The organism is Micromonospora sp. NPDC004551 (assembly GCF_040609975.1).
In the GTDB taxonomy this organism is placed as follows: domain Bacteria; phylum Actinomycetota; class Actinomycetes; order Mycobacteriales; family Micromonosporaceae; genus Micromonospora.
On the sequence record NZ_JBEXLM010000027.1, the window covers coordinates 48,805 to 66,939 of the forward strand.

General features: G+C 71.4%; 17 protein-coding genes. 7 read left to right on the plus strand and 10 right to left on the minus strand.

Going from position 1 to position 18,135, the window contains the following annotated elements:
* Positions 1 to 14: 14 nt before the first annotated feature.
* The 5 genes from ABZW14_RS26415 to ABZW14_RS26435 form a co-directional block, all read right to left on the minus strand.
* On the minus strand, positions 15 to 1,043 hold the full coding sequence (locus ABZW14_RS26415; protein ID WP_355351370.1) for a dipeptide ABC transporter ATP-binding protein: 1,029 nt from the start codon (positions 1,041 to 1,043) through the stop codon (positions 15 to 17).
* Positions 1,027 to 2,064 (minus strand): ABC transporter ATP-binding protein, encoded by a 1,038-nt coding sequence (locus tag ABZW14_RS26420; protein WP_355351372.1) that lies wholly within the window; start codon positions 2,062 to 2,064, stop codon positions 1,027 to 1,029. Before ABZW14_RS26420 ends, ABZW14_RS26415 begins: the two co-directional genes overlap by 17 nt.
* Positions 2,065 to 2,071: 7 nt before the next feature.
* On the minus strand, positions 2,072 to 3,028 hold the full coding sequence (locus tag ABZW14_RS26425) for an ABC transporter permease (RefSeq protein ID WP_355351374.1): 957 nt from the start codon (positions 3,026 to 3,028) through the stop codon (positions 2,072 to 2,074).
* The gene (locus ABZW14_RS26430; RefSeq protein WP_148429863.1) at positions 3,021 to 3,959 is read right to left on the minus strand and encodes an ABC transporter permease; all 939 of its coding nucleotides are present in this window, start codon (positions 3,957 to 3,959) and stop codon (positions 3,021 to 3,023) included. Before ABZW14_RS26430 ends, ABZW14_RS26425 begins: the two co-directional genes overlap by 8 nt.
* Positions 3,960 to 4,106: 147 nt before the next feature.
* Positions 4,107 to 5,711, minus strand: a complete 1,605-nt coding sequence (locus ABZW14_RS26435; RefSeq protein WP_355351376.1) for an ABC transporter substrate-binding protein — start codon at positions 5,709 to 5,711, stop codon at positions 4,107 to 4,109.
* Positions 5,712 to 6,123: 412 nt separating this feature from the next.
* Between ABZW14_RS26435 and ABZW14_RS26440 the strand changes: the two genes are divergently transcribed.
* The 3 genes from ABZW14_RS26440 to ABZW14_RS26450 all read left to right on the plus strand — a co-directional run bounded on the left by ABZW14_RS26440 (position 6,124) and on the right by ABZW14_RS26450 (position 9,510).
* Entirely contained in the window at positions 6,124 to 6,987 is an 864-nt protein-coding gene (locus ABZW14_RS26440; RefSeq protein WP_355351378.1) for a bifunctional methylenetetrahydrofolate dehydrogenase/methenyltetrahydrofolate cyclohydrolase, read from the plus strand.
* Between the two features lie 100 nt (positions 6,988 to 7,087).
* Positions 7,088 to 8,038 (plus strand): malate dehydrogenase, encoded by a 951-nt coding sequence (gene mdh, locus ABZW14_RS26445; RefSeq protein WP_355351380.1) that lies wholly within the window; start codon positions 7,088 to 7,090, stop codon positions 8,036 to 8,038.
* 254 nt (positions 8,039 to 8,292) lie between these two features.
* The gene (locus tag ABZW14_RS26450; RefSeq protein ID WP_355351382.1) at positions 8,293 to 9,510 is read left to right on the plus strand and encodes an NADP-dependent isocitrate dehydrogenase; all 1,218 of its coding nucleotides are present in this window, start codon (positions 8,293 to 8,295) and stop codon (positions 9,508 to 9,510) included.
* 272 nt (positions 9,511 to 9,782) lie between these two features.
* On the opposite strand, the gene ABZW14_RS26455 is transcribed toward ABZW14_RS26450, so the two are convergent.
* The gene (locus ABZW14_RS26455; protein WP_355351384.1) at positions 9,783 to 10,373 is read right to left on the minus strand and encodes a TetR/AcrR family transcriptional regulator; all 591 of its coding nucleotides are present in this window, start codon (positions 10,371 to 10,373) and stop codon (positions 9,783 to 9,785) included.
* Positions 10,374 to 10,424: 51 nt separating this feature from the next.
* Here ABZW14_RS26455 and ABZW14_RS26460 point away from each other — a divergent pair, with 51 nt between their 5' ends.
* Entirely contained in the window at positions 10,425 to 10,976 is a 552-nt protein-coding gene (locus ABZW14_RS26460; protein WP_355351386.1) for a GNAT family protein, read from the plus strand.
* A 52-nt stretch (positions 10,977 to 11,028) separates the two neighbouring features.
* Here ABZW14_RS26460 and galT read toward each other — a convergent pair whose 3' ends face one another.
* The 4 genes from galT to ABZW14_RS26480 all read right to left on the minus strand — a co-directional run bounded on the left by galT (position 11,029) and on the right by ABZW14_RS26480 (position 15,251).
* Entirely contained in the window at positions 11,029 to 12,102 is a 1,074-nt protein-coding gene (gene galT / locus ABZW14_RS26465) for a galactose-1-phosphate uridylyltransferase (RefSeq protein WP_355351388.1), read from the minus strand.
* Positions 12,099 to 12,887: a DeoR/GlpR family DNA-binding transcription regulator gene (locus ABZW14_RS26470; RefSeq protein ID WP_355351390.1), complete on the minus strand. Its 789-nt coding sequence runs from the start codon at positions 12,885 to 12,887 to the stop codon at positions 12,099 to 12,101. The genes galT and ABZW14_RS26470 overlap by 4 nt, the downstream gene beginning before the upstream one ends.
* A gap of 160 nt (positions 12,888 to 13,047) precedes the next feature.
* Positions 13,048 to 14,577, minus strand: coding sequence for an adenylyl-sulfate kinase (gene cysC, locus ABZW14_RS26475; RefSeq protein ID WP_355351392.1), 1,530 nt, complete (start codon positions 14,575 to 14,577; stop codon positions 13,048 to 13,050).
* Positions 14,578 to 14,690: 113 nt separating this feature from the next.
* The gene (locus tag ABZW14_RS26480; protein ID WP_355351394.1) at positions 14,691 to 15,251 is read right to left on the minus strand and encodes a DM13 domain-containing protein; all 561 of its coding nucleotides are present in this window, start codon (positions 15,249 to 15,251) and stop codon (positions 14,691 to 14,693) included.
* Between the two features lie 143 nt (positions 15,252 to 15,394).
* Here ABZW14_RS26480 and ABZW14_RS26485 point away from each other — a divergent pair, with 143 nt between their 5' ends.
* The 3 genes from ABZW14_RS26485 to ABZW14_RS26495 are packed head-to-tail and all read left to right on the plus strand — an operon-like array spanning position 15,395 to position 18,133.
* On the plus strand, positions 15,395 to 16,309 hold the full coding sequence (locus ABZW14_RS26485) for an ABC transporter ATP-binding protein (protein WP_355351396.1): 915 nt from the start codon (positions 15,395 to 15,397) through the stop codon (positions 16,307 to 16,309).
* Entirely contained in the window at positions 16,302 to 17,183 is an 882-nt protein-coding gene (locus tag ABZW14_RS26490) for an ABC transporter permease subunit (protein ID WP_355351398.1), read from the plus strand. Before ABZW14_RS26485 ends, ABZW14_RS26490 begins: the two co-directional genes overlap by 8 nt.
* Entirely contained in the window at positions 17,180 to 18,133 is a 954-nt protein-coding gene (locus tag ABZW14_RS26495) for an ABC transporter ATP-binding protein (RefSeq protein ID WP_355351400.1), read from the plus strand. The genes ABZW14_RS26490 and ABZW14_RS26495 overlap by 4 nt, the downstream gene beginning before the upstream one ends.
* Positions 18,134 to 18,135: the final 2 nt, after the last annotated feature.

Sequence of the window (18,135 nt, forward strand, 5' to 3'; positions counted from 1 at the left end):
GTCGTGCTCGGAGGTCAGGCGCCGGGCCGCACCTCGGCGAAGTGGCAGGCCGAGGGGTGCGGGTCGGCCGCGCGGAGCACAGTGTGCGGCTCCTGGGTGGCGCAGACCTCCTGCGCCTTCCAGCAGCGGGTGCGGAAGCGGCAGCCCGAGGGTGGGTCGGCCGGGCTGGGCACGTCGCCGGTGAGCCGGATGATCGCCCGCTCCTCGCGCGCGTCCGGGTCGGGCACCGGCACCGCGGAGAGCAGCGCCTGGGTGTACGGGTGGGTCGCCCGCTCGTAGATCTCCTCCTCGGTGCCGATCTCGACGATCTTGCCGAGGTACATGACCGCGACCCGGTCGGAGATGTGCCGGACCACCGACAGGTCGTGCGCGATGAAGATGTACGACAGGCCGAACTCGTCCTGGAGCTGCTCCAGCAGGTTGATCACCTGGGCCTGGATGGAGACGTCCAGGGCGGAGACGGGCTCGTCGCAGACGATCACCTCGGGCCGCAGGGCCAGGGCCCGGGCGATCCCGATGCGCTGCCGCTGGCCGCCGGAGAACTGGTGCGGGTAGCGGTTGATGTGCTCGGGGTTCAGCCCGACCACGTCCAGCAGCTCCTGCACCCGCCGCTGCCGGCTGCCCTTCGGCGCCGCGTCCGGGTGGATCGTGAACGGCTCGCCGATGATGTCGCCGACCGTCATCCGCGGGTTCAGCGAGGTGTACGGGTCCTGCATCACCATCTGCATGTTGCGGCGCAGCCGGCGCAGCTCCGCGCCGGACGCCTTGAACAGGTCCCGGCCCTCCAGTGTGGCCCGGCCGGCGGTCGGCGTCTCCAGGCGCATGAGCAGCCGCGCCAGGGTGGACTTGCCGCAACCGGACTCGCCGACCACGCCGAGCGTCTCGCCGCGGCGCAGCTCGAAGCTGACCCCGTCGACGGCCTTGACCGCGCCGATCTGCTTCTTAAACAGCACGCCCCGGCTGATCGGGAAGTGCTTCACCACGTTGTCGACGGAGAGGATGGTCTCGCCGCGGACCTTGGTCGGGCTAGCGGGCGCTGTCATCACGGACCTCCTGCGCGAAGTGGCACGCGCTGGTCCGGCCGTCGCCGAGGACCAGGTCGTGCGGCACCACGTCCACGCAGACCTGCTGCACGTACGGGCACCGGGGGTGGAACGGGCAGCCGGAGGGGATCCGCATCAGGTTCGGCGGCAGCCCCTTGATCGTCGACAGCGCCTGGCCGCGGACGTCCATGCGCGGGATCGACTCCAGCAACCCCTTGGTGTACGGGTGCGCCGGCGCCCGGTACAGCGAGCGCACGTCGGCGTGCTCGACGATCCGGCCGGCGTACATGACGGCGATCCGGTCCGCGACGCCGGCGACCACGCCGAGGTCGTGGGTGATCAGGATCATCGCCATGTTCAGGTCGCGGCGCAGGTCGGCCAGCAGGTCCATGATCTGGGCCTGCACGGTGACGTCGAGCGCCGTGGTCGGCTCGTCGGCGATCAGGACCTTCGGGTCCAGGGCGAGCGCCATGGCGATCATGACGCGCTGCCGCATGCCGCCGGAGAACTGGTGCGGGTAGTCGCCGAGGCGCTTCGCCGCGGCCGGGATCTTCACGAGGTCCATCAGCTCGACGGCCCGCCGGCGGGCGTCGGCCCGGGACATCCCCTCCCGCTGGCGCAGCGTCTCGCCGATCTGCCAGCCGACCGGGAAGACCGGGTTCAACGCGGAGAGCGCGTCCTGGAAGATCATCGCGATCTCCTTGCCGCGCACCTGCCGCCGCTGCTCCTCGGACTGGGTCAGCAGGTCCCGGCCCTGGTAGAGGATCTGGCCGGAGCGGACGTGTGCCGGGGGCGTGTCGAGGATGCCCATGATCGCCTGGGCGGTGACCGACTTGCCGGAGCCGGACTCGCCGAGCACGGCCAGGGTCTCGCCCGCGTCGAGGTGGTAGGTCACCCCGTTGATCACCTTGGCCACGCCCTCGTTGGTGCGGAACTCGACGTGCAGGTCCCGTACCTCGAGCAGGTGGCCACCGGGCGGGGTGGGGGAGGCCGGCGTGGGCCGGACCGCGGACTGGGTCATGGGGTTCTCACCGCAGCTTCGGGTCGAAGGCGTCGCGGATCGCGTCGCCCAGCATGATGAAGGCGAGCACGGTCAGCGCGAGGAATGCCGAGGGGACGATCAGCGGGGTCGCCGCCTCCCGCATGTGGATGCGGCCGGTGTCGATGTCCTGGCCCCAGGAGATGGTCGGGGCCTTCAGGCCGATGCCGAGGAAGCTCAGCGTCGCCTCGGCCGCGATGAACGAGCCGAGCGCGATCGTGAGCACGACGATCGCCGGGGCGAGCGCGTTCGGCAGGATGTGCCGCCACATGATCCGGCCGTTGCGGGCGCCGAGCATCCGGGCCGCGGAGACGTAGTCCTGCTCCTTGGCGGTGATCACCGAGGAGCGGATCACCCGCGCGGCGGTGGTCCAGCCGAGCACCGCGAGCACGAAGATCACCGCGAACAGCCGGACGCTGTCGCTGCTGGTGCTCAGCCGCTTGAGCAGCACGATCGCGGCGAGCAGCAGCGGGATGCCGAGCACGATGTCGATCACGCGGGAGAGCACCGCGTCCACCCAGCCGCCGAAGTAGCCGGCGAGCATGCCGACGACCAGCGCGATCACGCCGGTGGCCAGCGCGGCGAGGGCACCGACGAGGAGCGAGGCCCGGGTGCCGTAGACCGCCCGGGCGTAGACGTCGCAGCCCTGGAAGTCGTACCCGAACACGGCCCCGCCGGACGGCCCGGCGTGCTGCCGGGAGAGCAGGCAGTCGCGCGGGTCGTTGGCCGTGAACAGCGACGGGACCACGGCCATCGCCGCGAAGATCACGACCAGCGCCAGGCTGATCCAGAAGATCGGGTTGCGGCGCAGGTCCCGCCAGGCGTCGCCGGCCAGGCTGCGCGCCCGCTGGGGCGCGCCGATCCGGTCCGGGGTGGCCGGCTCGCCGGAGACCCCCCGCCGCGCCGCCTGGTCCTCGGTCGCCGCGACCGTCTCAAAATCACTCATAGCGGATCCTCGGGTCGAGGACGGCGTAGAGCACGTCCACCACCAGGTTGGAAACGAGATAGACCACGACGAGCACGCTGACGATGCCCACCACGAGCGGGCCGTCCTCGGTGCGGATGCCGCGGAACAGGTTGAAGCCGACGCCGGGGATGTTGAACACGCCCTCGGTGATGATCGCGCCGCTCATCAGGTTGCCCAGCTCGACGCCGAGGAAGGTGACCACCGGGATGAGCGAGTTGCGCAGCACGTGGACGCTGACGATGCGCCGCTTGACCAGGCCCTTCGACCGGGCGGTCCGGACGTAGTCGGCGCGCAGGTTCTCCGCCACCGAGGTGCGGGTCAGCCGCAGGGCGGTGGCCAGCGACAGCGAGCCGAGCACGATGCCGGGCAGCAGCAGCGCGTAGAGGCTCGGCTGGGCCCCGGCGGTGGGCGGGAAGAGCTGCCACTTGACGCCGAGGAAGTACTGCGCGATCGGTGCCAGGACGATGGTGGGGATGCCCAGCACCAGCAGGGTGAGCACCAGCGTCGAGTTGTCGAAGATGCTCGCCCGGCGGATGCCGGCGATCACGCCGGCGGTGACGCCGAAGACGATGGCCACCGCGAGCGCGATGAGCGCCAGCCGCACGGTGACCGGCCAGGCCTGCTGGAGGATGTCGCCGATCTGCCGGCCGGTGAGCGACTGGCCCAGGTCGCCCTGGAGCAGGTTCTTGACGTAGTCGAGGTAGCGGTAGAAGAAGCCACCCACGCCGGTCTGGTCCAGGTGGTACTTCTGCGTGAGGTATGCCCGCTGGGCCGCCGTCACGGGCCGCTCCCCGGCGAGGGCCTGGATCGGGTCGCCCTGCCCGGCGAACATCAGCGCGTAGACGATCAGCGTGGTCCCGAAGAACGCGAGGACCATCTGCAGGAGGCGCCGCAGGATGAAGCGGAACATGCTTGCCAGTCTCTCCGGAAAAGCGCTAAAGGGGCGCAGGATGACATCTCTGGCGTACCGGAAATTGGTGGCCGGTTGCCCCCGGCCTGGACCGTCGCGTGGTCCGGGCCACCCGGGTTACCCCGGGTGGCCCGTGCCTCGGTCAGCTCAGGCGGCCGCCTCGATCTTGACGAGGTTGACCCGCTGGAACAGGTCCATCTGGACGTTCTTGACCTTGTTGGAGTGCCCGTACACGTTCTCGCCGAAGCGGAGCGGGATCACCGGCATGTCCTTGGCCAGGATGTCCTCGGCCTGCTGGTACTTCTTGATCGCCTCGGCCTGGGTGGGCGCGGCCGCGCCCTCCTTGACCAGGCGGTCGAACTCGGGGTTGCTGTAGCCGTAGTAGTTCGACGAGCCGTTGGTGCTGTACAGCGGGCCGAGGTAGTCCTCCATGGACGGGTAGTCCATGACCCAGCCCATCCGGAACAGGCCCACCGGCTGCTTCTTCTCGACCTTGGTCAGCAGGTCGGCGAACTTCGGCTCGGCCGAGCCGACGCAGTCGACGCCCAGGTTGGCCTTGAGCTGGTTGCAGGTCGCGTCGACCCAGTCCTTGTGACCGCCGTCCCCGTTGTAGGAGATGGTGATCTTCGACGGGCCTCCGGCGGCCTGGTAGAGCTTCTTGGCCTCGGCCGGGTTGAACTGGCCCGCGGCGCCGGTGGTGTTGTCCCGGTAGCCCGGCAGGACCGGCGAGACGAACGAGCGGGCCGACTGCTGCGAACCCTTGAAGATCGACTTGGTGATCTCGTCACGGTCGATCGCCATCGAGATCGCCTTGCGCACGTCCGGGTTGCTGTAGTCCTTCTCGAAGGTGGGGAAGGCCAGGAACTGGAAGGACGACATCGGGCTGGTCTGGTAGTTGTCGCCCAGGTCGCTCGGCGCGGTGCTCAGGTTCTCGGTCGGGATGGTCGGCAGCACGTCGAGGTTGTCCGACTGCAGGTCCGAGTACGCCGCGGTGAGCTGCTGGTACACCCGGAACTCGACGTCCTTCACCTTGGGCTTCTCGCCCGGGTAGGCGTCGTACCGCTCGACGTCGAGCTTGCTGTCGTGCTGCCAGGTGCCCTTCATCTTGAACGGGCCCTGGCCGATCGGCGCCTGCTCGTACGAGTCGTTGAGCACGCCCGGCGCGGAGAACGCGGCCTCCGGCAGCGGGTAGAACGCGGTGTAGCCGAGCATGGACTTGAAGTCGATGTACGGCTCGGCGAGGGTCACCTGGAAGGTCAGGTCGTCGACCTTCTTCAGGCCGGACATCGTCTTGGCCTTCGGCTTCTCGCCCTGCAGGTCCTGGTAGCCCGCGATCTTCTCGAAGAAGTAGCTGGCGCCCTGGCCGTTGGGCGCGTACGCGCCGTAGTTCCAGGCGTTGATGTAGTCGTCGGACGTGACCTTCTCACCGTTGTGGAAGGTGAACCCGTCCTTGAGCTTGATCGTCCAGACCTTGTTGTTGTCGGACGGCGTCACCGACTCGGCCGCGACCTCGTACGGCTTGTTCTGCGCGTCGTAGTCGACGAGCGGGCTGAACAGGCCGGCGAGAACCTGCGAGCCGGACGTTTCGGTGGTGTTGGTCGGGACCAGGTGCTGCGGCTCGGAAATCTGGATACTGACCGCCGAGTCCTGGCCGCCGCTCGATCCGCCGTCCCCGCCGCTGCCGCAGGCCGCCAGGCCCAGCGTCACCACGAGCGGGAGGGCGGCCCAGGCGGCGATTCTACGAACGCGCATGAACTCTCCTCATCTCCTCACGCTGCGCAGCCGGGCCCGGCGCTGGGTAACGCTGCGCAACGAGCGGTAACGGTAGGTCGCGATCCGGCCCGTCGACAACGGGAGCGTTGCGAACCGGTAACGGAACGTGCCGACTGGGCTTGTCGTTTCCGGACCGGTCTGCTAACGGGATGGCCCGTAAGCGGGTCAGGCAGGCACTTCTTGCCGCCCGACCGCGTCGGGAGAGGGGGTTGCGATGCGTTCGAGCGGATGCGTTCCAGCCGTCCCAGCTGTCTCCGCCCGGCGTCCGCTGTCCGTTCCGGCCTGTGGCGCGATACACATTCGGTGACTCTCAGTGACTATGCCCACGTCACGATTCGTCACCCTTCGCCGTCGTCGGCCAGCCGGGCCCAGGGCGTGAGACGATCCATTCGTGACGGCGACGATCCTGGACGGCAAGGCGACCGCGGCGGAGATCAAGGACGAGCTGCGGGCACGGGTCAAGGCGCTGGCGGAGCGCGGCATCACCCCCGGGCTCGGCACGGTGCTGGTCGGCGAGGACCCCGGCTCCCAGGCGTACGTCAACGGCAAGCACCGCGACTGCGCCGAGGTGGGCATCGCCTCGATCCGCCGCGAGCTGCCGGCGGACGCGACCCAGGAGCAGCTCGACGCGGTGCTGACCGAGCTGAACGCCGACCCGGGCTGCCACGGCTACATCGTCCAGCTGCCGCTCCCGGCCCACCTGGACACCCAGCGGGCGCTGGAGATGATCGACCCGGAAAAGGACGCCGACGGCCTGCACCCGGTCAACCTGGGCCGGCTGGTGCTCGGCTACGACGCGCCGCTGCCCTGCACCCCCCGCGGCATCGTCGAGCTGCTCCGCCGGCACGACGTGCCGCTGCGCGGCGCGAAGGTCGCGCTGGTCGGCCGGGGCAACACCGTGGGCCGGCCGCTCGGCCTGCTGCTCACCCGGCGCAGCGAGAACGCCACGGTGACCCTCTGCCACACCGGCACCCTGGACCTCGCCGCGCAGACCCGCGAGGCCGACATCGTCATCGTCGCGGCCGGCGTACCGGGGCTGCTCACCGCCGACATGGTCAACCCGGGCGCCACCGTGGTAGACGTCGGCATCACCCGCGTCATCGGGGCGGACGGCAAGGGCCGCTACACCGGCGACGTCGACCCGGAGGTGGCCGGGGTGGCCGGGAAGCTGGTGCCGATGCCGGGCGGGGTCGGTCCGATGACGCGGGCCATGCTGCTGACCAACGTCGTCGAGCGGGCCGAGCGGCAGGACTGAGCCGCCCAAGCACGTCATAACCGTCCGCCCCTGGCCCGATCGGTGCCAGGATGGCTGATACGGTCCGGAAAACCGACTGGTATCAGGGAGTGGGACGACCATGGGTAAGAAGGTCACTGTCGTCGGGGCCGGCTTCTACGGCTCCACCACCGCACAGCGCCTGGCCGAGTACGACGTCTTCGACACCGTCGTGATCACCGACATCGTGGAGGGCAAGCCGGCGGGCCTCGCGCTGGACCTCAACCAGTCGCGCGCCGTCGAGGGCTTCGAGACCAAGGTCGTCGGCGTCACCACCGGGCCGAACGGCGAGGGCTACGAGGCCATCGAGGGCTCCGACGTCGTCGTCATCACCGCCGGCCTGCCCCGCAAGCCGGGCATGAGCCGGATGGACCTGCTGGAGACCAACGCCAAGATCGTCCGTCAGGTCGCCGAGAACGTTGCCAAGTACGCCCCGAACGCCGTCGTCATCGTCGTCTCCAACCCGCTCGACGAGATGACCGCGCTGGCCCAGCTCGCCACCCAGTTCCCGAAGAACCGGGTGCTCGGCCAGGCCGGCATGCTGGACACCGCCCGGTTCACCAACTTCGTGGCCGAGGCGCTGAACGTACCGGTGAAGTCGGTGAAGACCCTGACCCTGGGCTCGCACGGCGACACCATGGTGCCGGTCCCGTCGAAGAGCACCGTGGACGGCAAGCCGCTGCGCGAGGCCATGCCGGCCGAGCAGATCGAGGAGCTGGTCGTCAAGACCCGCAACGGTGGCGCCGAGGTCGTCGCGCTGCTGAAGACGGGTTCGGCGTACTACGCCCCGTCGGCCGCCGCCGCCCGGATGGCGAAGGCCGTCGCCGAGGACTCCGGCGCGGTGATGCCGGTCTGCGCCTGGGTCGACGGGCAGTACGGCATCTCCGGTGTCTACCTGGGCGTCGAGGCCGAGATCGGCGCCGAGGGCGTCAAGCGGGTCGTCGAGACCGACCTGGACGCCGACGAGCTGGCCGCCCTGAAGGACGCCGCCGAGGCCGTCCGGGCGAAGCAGGCCGACGTCGCCAACATGTGACCCTAGGACCACCGCGGAGGGGCGGACCGGCTGACGCCGGCCCGCCTCTCCGCGCATCCGGGGGGTGTGGCACCGCGCGGCCGTCACCGTGATAGACCCGACCGTGTGAGTCAGCGGCATCCGGGAAGGATGTCCCCGCGGCCCGTCCCGGGCGACCCCGTTTTTCGCGGGGTGAGGCCGGCTGGGGAGCCCCGGTGAGTTTCCAGTACGCTCGTACTGCTTGAGCACGTGTCCCCCGAGAGGAGCGCCGGCCGATGGCGAAGATCAAGGTAAACAACCCGGTCGTGGAAATCGACGGCGACGAGATGACCCGGATCATCTGGAAGCAGATCCGGGAGCAGCTGATCCTGCCCTACCTCGACGTCGACCTGCACTACTACGACCTGTCGATTCAGCACCGCGACGAGACCGACGACCAGGTCACCGTCGACGCCGCCAACGCCATCAAGGAGCACGGCGTCGGCGTCAAGTGCGCCACCATCACCCCGGACGAGGCCCGGGTGGAGGAGTTCGGCCTGAAGAAGATGTGGCGGTCGCCGAACGGCACCATCCGCAACATCCTCGGCGGCGTGGTCTTCCGCGAGCCGATCATCATGTCGAACGTGCCGCGGCTCGTCCCCGGCTGGACCAAGCCGATCATCATCGGCCGGCACGCGCACGGCGACCAGTACAAGGCCACCGACTTCGTCGTCCCCGGCCCGGGCACGGTGACCATCACCTACACCCCGGCCGACGGCGGCGCCCCCATGGAGATGGAGGTCGCCAACTTCCCCGGCGGCGGCATCGCCATGGGCATGTACAACTTCGACGACTCGATCCGGGACTTCGCCCGCGCCTCGTTCCGGTACGGCCTGGACCGCGGCTACCCGGTCTACCTGTCCACCAAGAACACCATCCTCAAGGCGTACGACGGCCGGTTCAAGGACATCTTCGCCGAGGTGTTCGAGAACGAGTTCCGGTCGGAGTTCGAGGCCGCCGGCATCACCTACGAGCACCGGCTGATCGACGACATGGTCGCCGCCGCGCTCAAGTGGGAGGGCGGCTACGTCTGGGCCTGCAAGAACTACGACGGTGACGTCCAGTCCGACACCGTGGCGCAGGGCTTCGGCTCGCTCGGCCTCATGACCTCCGTGCTGCTCTCCCCGGACGGCCGCACCGTCGAGGCCGAGGCCGCGCACGGCACCGTCACCCGGCACTACCGGCAGTGGCAGAAGGGCGAGAAGACCTCGACCAACCCGATCGCCTCGATCTACGCCTGGACCCGGGGCCTGGCCCACCGGGGCAAGCTTGACGGCACCCCGGCGGTCACCGAGTTCGCCAACACCCTGGAGCAGGTCATCGTCGAGACCGTCGAGGGTGGCCAGATGACCAAGGACCTCGCGCTGCTCATCTCGCGAGACGCCCCGTGGCTGACCACCGACGAGTTCATGAACGCGCTGGACGAGAACCTGGCCCGCAAGCTGTCGGCCTGACCCGCGCCGTTCGCACCGGAGCCCGCCTGCTTTGCCGGCGGGCTCCGTCGTGTTCGCGGTACGGCGTCACCCCGGGCGGCCGCGCCTCGTTGAGCAGGGTGGACGTGATGCCAGTCCCGTCCAGGAAGGTTGACCGCGGTCGCCTCGCGCGTTGAGCGCCGATCAGCCAACCTTCCCGGCTGTCGCGCACAGCCAGCCGTCCCTTCCCTCGCGGGGGGCCCTGTCCCGGGCCCCCCGCGCCCTGTTGGTACGCCTGTTCGGACGGCGTCGGGTCAGCGCGGGGCGGTCAGGGTGACCAGATAGTCGTCCAGGAGTTCGACCTGCCGCTGCGGCGGGAACGCCGCCGGGTCGAACAGGGCCTGGACCACCAGGCCGAGAACGAAGGCGTGGGCACCGGCCGCGATGTGCGCCGGCTCGCCCGGGGGCAGTTCGCCGAGTTTCTGGGCCGCGGCCACCCGCGCGGTCAGCCGGTCGCGACCCGCGGCGTACTTGCGGGCGTAGTCGGTGCTGAGGTCGGGGTCGGAGAGCGCGGCGTCCCAGGAGGACACCCAGATCCGGTTGCTGTCGGTGGCCTCGGGAGTCAGCGGCAGGATGTCCAGCAACGCGTCCCTGAGGGCGGCCAGCCCTTCGCCCGAGTGGCGGCGAGGACGGGCAAGGGTGCGCTGTTCGAGCAGGTCGAGGGCGTACTCCACCAGAGCGCGTTTGGTGGGGAAGTAGTGCGTGAGCAGGCCGGTGGTCGCGCCGAGTTCGGCGGCGACGGCGCGCAGGGTCAGGCCCGTGAAGCCGCGTGCGGCCAGGACCTGCCAGACCGCCTCGGAGACATCGCGTCGGCGGGCCTCGTGATCTCCCTTGGACCGTGGCATGCCACCACGGTACATTCCCACAACGCTTGTTATGTGAATGGGAGGCCCCTCATGTTCTCGCTGCCGCTGCGCGACGGCGCCCGTCTCGGCCCGCTGGAGGTCTGGCACGCCGAGGAGTTCGCCGACCACCTCGACCGGGCGCGTGAGCACATCCGCCCGTGGGTCGGCTCCGGGTTCGTGACCGGCGACCTGGACGGGGCGCGGGCCACCCTCCGGCGGTATGCCGACCGCCAGGCCGGCGACGGCCCCCGCCTGTACGGCATCTGGCGGGACGGCATGCTGGTCGGTGGCGTGATGTTCACCGACTTCAACGCCGCTCTCGGTTCGTGCGAGATCGGTTGCTGGCTGGAGCCGTCCGCCGAGGGCCGCGGCCTGGTCACCCGAGCGTGCGACGTGCTGTTGGACTGGGCGTTCACGTCCAGAGGGCTGCACCGGGCCGAGTGGCACTGCCGGGCCGACAACGACCGCAGCTCGGCGGTGGCCAAGCGGCTCGGCATGACGCTGGAGGGTGTACGCCGCGAGGCGTGGCCGTACGAGGGCGTGCGCTACGACAAGCAGGTCTGGGCGATCCTCGCGCCCGAATGGCGGCCTCTGGGCGGGTGACCACCGTCGGCGTACGCGCTCCCGACCGACCTTCCGGGCGGGCCCGGGACCCTCATGCGGCCCGGAGCAGTTCCGCGGCCCGCTCGGGGGCGATGTCGTTGATGAACACGCCCATCCCCGACTCGGAGCCGGCCAGGTACTTCAGCTTGTCCTTGGCGCGCCGGATGCTGAACAGCTGCAGGTGCAGGTGCCCCAGCTCCCGGTCGACGTGCACCGGGGCCTGGTGCCAGGCGGCGATGTAGGGCATCGGCAGGTCGAACAGTCCGTCGAAGCGGCGCAGCACGTCCAGGTAGAGCGGCCCGAAGGCCTCGCGCTCGGCGTCGTCGAGGGCCGGGATGTCGGGCACCGGGCGGTGCGGGGCCAGGTGCACCTCGAACGGCCAGCGGGCCGCCGCCGGCACGTACGCCGTCCAGTGCTCGTTGCTCGCCACCACGCGGTCGCCGGCGGCGCGCTCGGTGGCGAGCACGTCGGCGTAGAGGTTGCCCCCGGTGCGCTCGAAGTACCGGCGGGCGGCGGCCAGCATGGTCCGGGTCCGCGGCGTGACGAACGGGTACGCGTAGATCTGGCCGTGCGGGTGGTGCAGGGTCACCCCGATCTCCACGCCCCGGTTCTCGAACGGGAAGATCTGCTCCACCCCGGGCAGCTCGCCCAGCGCGGTGGTGCGGTCGGCCAGGGCGTCGAGCACAGTGCGTACCCGGTCGGGGGAGAGGCTGGCGAACGAGGCGTTGTGGTCGTCGGTGAAGCAGACCACCTCGCACTTGCCGCGCCCGGGGCGCACCGGGGTGAACGGGGTGATCTCGGCCGGCTCCTCGGCGACCCGCTGGCTCAGCGAGGGGAACCGGTTCTCGAAGACGACCACGTCGTAGTCGGGGGCGGGGATCTCGCTGAGCCGGTCGCCACGGGAGGGGCAGAGCGGGCACTGGTCGGCCGGTGGGAGGAAGGTGCGGGTCTGCCGGTGCACCGCGACGGCCACCCACTCGTCGGTCAGCGGGTCGTACCGGAGTTGCGACGCGTGCGGGGGCGGGGGTAGTTCCCGCCGGTCCGGCTGGTCGCGCACCGCGTCGTCCCGCTCGTCGAAGTAGATCAACTCGCGGCCGTCGGCCAGCTCGATCTGCGTGCGCTTCACTCCGCCCCCTCCGTGCCCGGCACGATCACCAGTTCGCCCACCCTGTCCTCGAGTACCCGGCGCGCGTCGGGTGCCAACCGGTCGTCGGTGACCAGCACGTCCGCCGCGTCCAGGCCGACGATCGAGGAGATGCCGACCGTGCCCCACTTGGTGTGGTCGGCGAGCACCACGAGCCGGTCGGCGGCCGCCACGAGGGCCCGGTCCGTGTCCGCCTCCATGAGGTTGGGGGTGGTGAAACCGGCCCGTTCGCTGATCCCGTGCACGCCGAGGAAGAGCAGGTCCAGGTGGAGCGCGGCGATCGCGGCCACGGCCAGCGGGCCGACCAGCGCGTCCGAGGGGGTACGCACGCCGCCGGTCAGCACGACGGTCTGGTCCGGCCGGCCGCCGACGTGCAGGATCTCGGCCACCGGCAGGGAGTTCGTCACCACGGTCAGGCCCGGCACGTCGGTCAGGCGGCGCGCCAGCTCGGCGGTGGTGGTGCCGGCCGAGAGCGCGATGGCGGCGCCGGGGCGGACCAGCCGCGCGGCCCGCCCGGCGATGGCCGCCTTCTCGGCGGACTGACGGACCGACTTGGCCCGGAAGCCCGGTTCGTCGGTCGAGCCGGGACCGGCCAGCGTCGCCCCGCCGTGGACCTTGGCGAGCAGACCCTGGTCGTGCAGCGTCTCCAGGTCCCGCCGGATGGTCATGTCCGAGACGCCGAACTCGGCGGCCAGCTCGGTGACCCGGACACCCCCGGCGGCGCGGACCCGTTCCAGGATCACCGCCTGCCGCTGCCGCGCCAGCACCCCGCCGCCACCTCCCGACTCGCGACCACGTCCCCACGTGGTCGAACGCGTTTCAACAAAGACGAACACTAGCGCGCAACGGGGGACAACGGAAGCGAACGCCGAACCGCCGCCGTCCCGGAAGCGGGGCGGCGGCGGCCGGTGGTCGGGTGGTGCCGGGTCAGGCGGGCTGGAGGCGGGGCTCCACCCAGCCGGTCTCGGTGAGGTGCTCCATCACCCGCTGGACCGCCTCCTCGACGGTCATGTCGGTGGTGTCCACCACCAGATCGGCGTCGGTCGGCTCCTCGTACGGGTCGTCGATCCCCGTCATCCCGGTGATCAGGCCGGCGCGGGCGCGTGCGTAAAGGCCCTTGCGGTCACGCTGCTCGCAGACCTCCAGCGGGGTGGCCACGTGCACCAGCAGGAAGCCGGCTCCGGCCGCGTACGCCATCTCCCGGGCGGTGGCCCGGGCGGCGGCGTACGGGGCGATCGGGCAGCAGATGCCCACGCCCCGGTGCTTGGCGATCTCGGCGGCCACCCAGCCGATCCGGCGCACGTTGAGGTCACGGTCGGCCTTGCTGAAGCCCAGCCCGGCCGAGAGCTCCCGGCGCACCACGTCGCCGTCGAGCAGGGTGATGCTCCGGTCGCCACCCTCGCGCAGCAGGTCGGCCAGACCGCGGGCGATGGTCGACTTGCCGGAGCCGGAGAGCCCGGTCAGGAAGATCACCAGACCGCGGTGCCGGCGCGGCGGGCGGGCCCGGGCCAGTTCCTTGGCCACCGCCGGCGGGGTGTGCCACTCGGGCAGCGGGAAACCCCGGTCCAGCAGGTCGTCGATCTCCTCCTGGCTGAGCGCCAGCTTCCGGTTGCGCGGCGGGATGTCCTCCCGCCAGCGCCACTGGCCGTCGCGGCTGTCGTAGGCCAGCTCGCGGGGCACCAGTACCCGCAGGCCCGCCCCGGAGAGCATGCCCTCGGTGGAGAGCAGGTGGGTCACCCCGTAAGCGGCGGCGACCCGGGCCCGGAGCAGCGCGTCGCTGATCTCGTCACGCCGTTTGGCCAGCGGCACCGCCACCAGGGTGGCCGGGGGCATCCGGTCCCGGGCGGCGAACACGCTGCGCACCAGCGCCTCGGCCGGCAGCCCGCCGGTCGCCTCCTCGTTCACAGGGATCAGCACCAGCAGGTGCGCGCCGAGCGTGCGGGCGGCGTGCGCGATCTGCGCGAGCTGCGGCCGGTGCAGCGGACGGTCGGCGAAGACGCCGAGCACCCGCCCCGGCGGCAGCAGCCCCCGGACCTCCTCCGGGCTGCGCCGCAGGCGCTGGAACGGGCCGTGGCCGCCGTCGCCCAGCCGGCGTACGGCCCCGCCCACCCCGGCCGTGCCCTCGCGGACCGGCCAGACGTCGGTCACGTCCATCGCGGCCACCGGGGCGCCCTCGCCGTCGGTGAGCACCAGCGCCCGGCGCAGCGGATCGTCCAGCACCAACCCGTCGGCGAGCGCGGCCGGCACCTGGAGCGTCACCGGCACCGGCCACGGCGTGCCGTCGGCGAGCCGGCCGCGCCGGCCCAGCGAGGCCAGGTCGGCCCGGGTCATGAAACCGGTCAGCGGGGCGTACGCCCCGGTCAGCAGCAGCTCCAGATCGGCCAGCTCAGCGGGCCTTGGCGCGTACGCCGGCGCGTCCCGCAAAACGTCCTCGGGCAGCACCCACCCGTTGCTCATGAAACCCCCAACTCACCGGCCGGCACACAGTTTCTCAGCCCACCGGCGATCGGTCGAGAGCGCCACTCCACCTCGCGGTCACCGGCCGGCAAACCGGCGGTCCCGGCGCGGTGTCAGCCGGCGGCGGTGAGCGGTGCCGCGCCGAACGAGACGGCGAACCGCTCGCACCAGATCGAGACGCTGGTCAGCCCGCTGAAGTCGGTCCCGGCCGGTATCTCGTACGCCTGGTCGCCGCGGTTGCCCTTGAGCGGGCCGAGCGCCACGTGCCGGCCGTCGTCGAAGACGCGCCACCCGGACGGCCCGGTCCGGACGGGCTGGTCGGTCAGCCAGACCTGAAGATCCGGACCGTTCGAGGTGTCCAGCCCGACCAGTTCCAGCCGGTGCCGGCCGTCGGCGGTGCGCACGATCCGGGCGCCGCCGCGGGTCTCGTGCTCGTGGCTGACGAAGGCACCCCGGCTGACCAGCACCGGACCGGTGGCGGCGGGGGCCGCGGCCGGCGTGGCGGTGCCGGGCGGGGCCGCCGGCTCGCCGGAGACCGCCGTGAGGTCCTCCCGCACCTCGGTGTCGGTGACCAGCTTCCATGGCTGGAACCAGTACAGGCCGGCGGCCGCGCCGGCGGCGAGGACGGCCACCGCGACCCAGGTCAGCGGAGCGCGTAGCAGACGGATCGGCATGCGTCGAGTCTGCCGCCACGGCGGCCGGCGGTCACCGGCCCGGCCGCTTACGGAAGCCTTACCGACCCGTCCGGGCGGAATCAGGGGCAACCCCGAGCGTTTCCCTGTACCCGGGGCGGCCCGGACTTCCTACGCTGGGCGTCGTGACACTGCTCGCGACCGAGTCGCTGACCAAGACGTACGGAGGCCGGGTCACCGCGTTGGCCGACCTCACCGTGTCGGTCGAGCCGGGGATCATCGGGCTGGTGGGCGCGAACGGCGCCGGCAAGTCCACCCTGATCAAGATCCTCCTGGGCCTGCTGGCCCCGACCAGCGGTCGGGTCTCCGTGCTCGGCCTCGACCCCACCGTCGATCCCGCCGCCGTGCGCGCCCGGGTCGGCTACATGCCCGAGCACGACGCCCTTCCGCCCGACCTCTCCGCCGCCGAGCTGGTCACCCATCTCGGCCGGATCAGCGGGCTGCCCCGCACGGTCGCCCGGGAGCGGGCCTCCGAGGCGCTGCGCCACGTCGGGTTGCACGAGGAACGGCACCGGGCCGTCGGCGGCTACTCCACGGGCATGAAGCAGCGGGTGAAGCTCGCCCAGGCCCTGGTGCACGACCCCGACCTGCTGCTGCTCGACGAGCCGACCAACGGCCTCGACCCGGCCGGCCGGGACGCCATGCTCGAACTGATCCACCGGATCGGCACCGAGTTCGGCATCTCGGTCGTGGTCTGCTCGCACCTGCTCGGGGAGGTGGAGCGGATCTGCGACACCCTGGTCGCCATCGACGGCGGCCGGCTGCTGCGCGCCGACCGGATCTCCGCGATGACCTCCGCCACCGACGTGCTCGCGGTGGAGGTGAGCGAGGGCGCCGACGAGCTGGCCGCCCGGCTCTCCGCGCTCGACCTGCCGGTGTCCCGCGAGGGGCGGCTGCTGCTCGTCCCGCTCGCCGACGACGCCACCTACGACCTGATCATCGGCGCGGTCGCCGAGCTGGACCTGCCGCTGCACCGGCTCGACCAGCGGCGGCACCGGGTGGCCGAACTCTTCGCCACGAGGGAGCCCAGCCATGTCTGAGCCGACCGGCGTCATCCACGACATCGGCTACCAGCGTTACACCGGCCCGCGGCTCGGCCGCCGGCACGTCTTCGGCGCGCTCTACCTGCACGGCCTGCGCACCGCCTTCGGCCTGGGCCGGTCCGCGAAGGCGAAGATCTTCCCCTGGCTGGTGATGGGCATCGTGCTGGTCGTCGCCGCCGGGCTGACCGCGGTACGCACCCAGACCGGCCAGGTCGTCATGACGTACGCCCAGTTCGCCGACGCCATGAGCTGGCTGGTCATCTTCTTCGTCGCGGTGGTCGGGCCGGAGCTGGTCTCCCGCGACCTGCACAGCGGCGTGCTGCCGCTCTACTTCTCCCGCCCACTGCCGCGCGGCGACTACGCCCTGGCCAAGCTCGGGTCGCTGGCCACCGCGCTCTGGCTGCTGCTCGGGGCGCCGCAGCTGGTGATGTTCCTGGGTGCCGCGTTCACCACCAAGGACGGGATGGGCGGGGTCTGGGACGAGCTGCTCGACCTGCTGCCCGGCCTGCTCTACGCGGCGCTCTGGGCGGTGGTCTTCGCCTCGGTGGGGCTGCTCATCGCCTCGCTCACCGGCAAGCGGGCGTTCGCGGCCGGCGGCATCGTGGCCGTGTTCCTGATGACCGCCCCGATCGTCGGCATCCTGTCGATCATGCCGTCCCGCACGGTCAACGAGCTGGCGATGCTCGGCTCGCCCACCGCCCTGATCCATGCCGTCGGCCAGTACACCCTCGGTGACCTGCTCGTTCCCGGCGGGGATCCCGAGACGCAGATCGGCGGCTTCGGGCCGGTCTATGTGGCCGCCGCCGTGCTGCTGGTGGCCGGCTGCGTCACCCTGCTGCTGCTGCGATACCGGAAGGTGGCCGCCCGATGACCACGATCAGCGCGGAGCCGACGGCCCCGGCGACCCCCGCCTCCACCCTCGACCTGGCCGGCGTCTCCCGCTGGTACGGCAACGTGGTGGCGGTCAACGACGTCACCATGCGGCTCGGCCCGGGGGTGACCGGCCTGCTCGGCCCGAACGGCGCCGGCAAGACCACGCTGCTGCACATGATGGCCGGCTTCCTGGCCCCGTCCCGGGGCGCGGTCACCCTCGACGGCGCCCCGACCTGGCGCAACCCTGACGTCTACCGGCGGCTCGGCCTGGTCAGCGAGCGGGAGGCGGTGCACACCTTCCTCAGCGCGTACGAGTTCGTGCTGGCCAGCGCCAAGCTGCACCGGCTGCCCGACCCGGAGGCGGCGGCCCGCAGGGCCATCGCGCTGGTCGAGATGGAGGCCGCGCAGGACCGGAAGATCGGCACCTACTCGAAGGGCATGCGGCAGCGCACCCGGGTGGCCGCCGCTCTGGTGCACGACCCGCAGGCGCTGCTGCTCGACGAGCCGTTCAACGGCATGGACCCGCGGCAGCGGCTGCACATGATGGACCTGCTGCACCGGCTCGGCGACGCCGGCCGGACCATCCTGTTCAGCTCGCACATCCTGGAGGAGGTCGAGCAGGTCTCCGGCACCGTGCAGGTGATGGTCGCCGGCCGGCTCGCCGCCTCCGGCGACTACCGCACCATCCGCCGGCTGATGACCAACCGGCCGCACGTCTTCCGGGTCAGCTCCACCGACGACCGGGCCCTCGCGGTCGCGTTGATGGCCGAGGAGTCGGTGACCGGGGTGGAACTGGGCCGGGACGGGCTGACCGTACGGGCCGGCGACTACGGCGCCTTCACCCGGGCGCTGCCGAAGATCGCGCTGGCCCGGAGCGTCCGGGTCCGGTCGCTGACGCCCGAGGACGAATCGCTGGAGAGCGTCTTCTCCTACCTGGTGGGGAGCTAAAG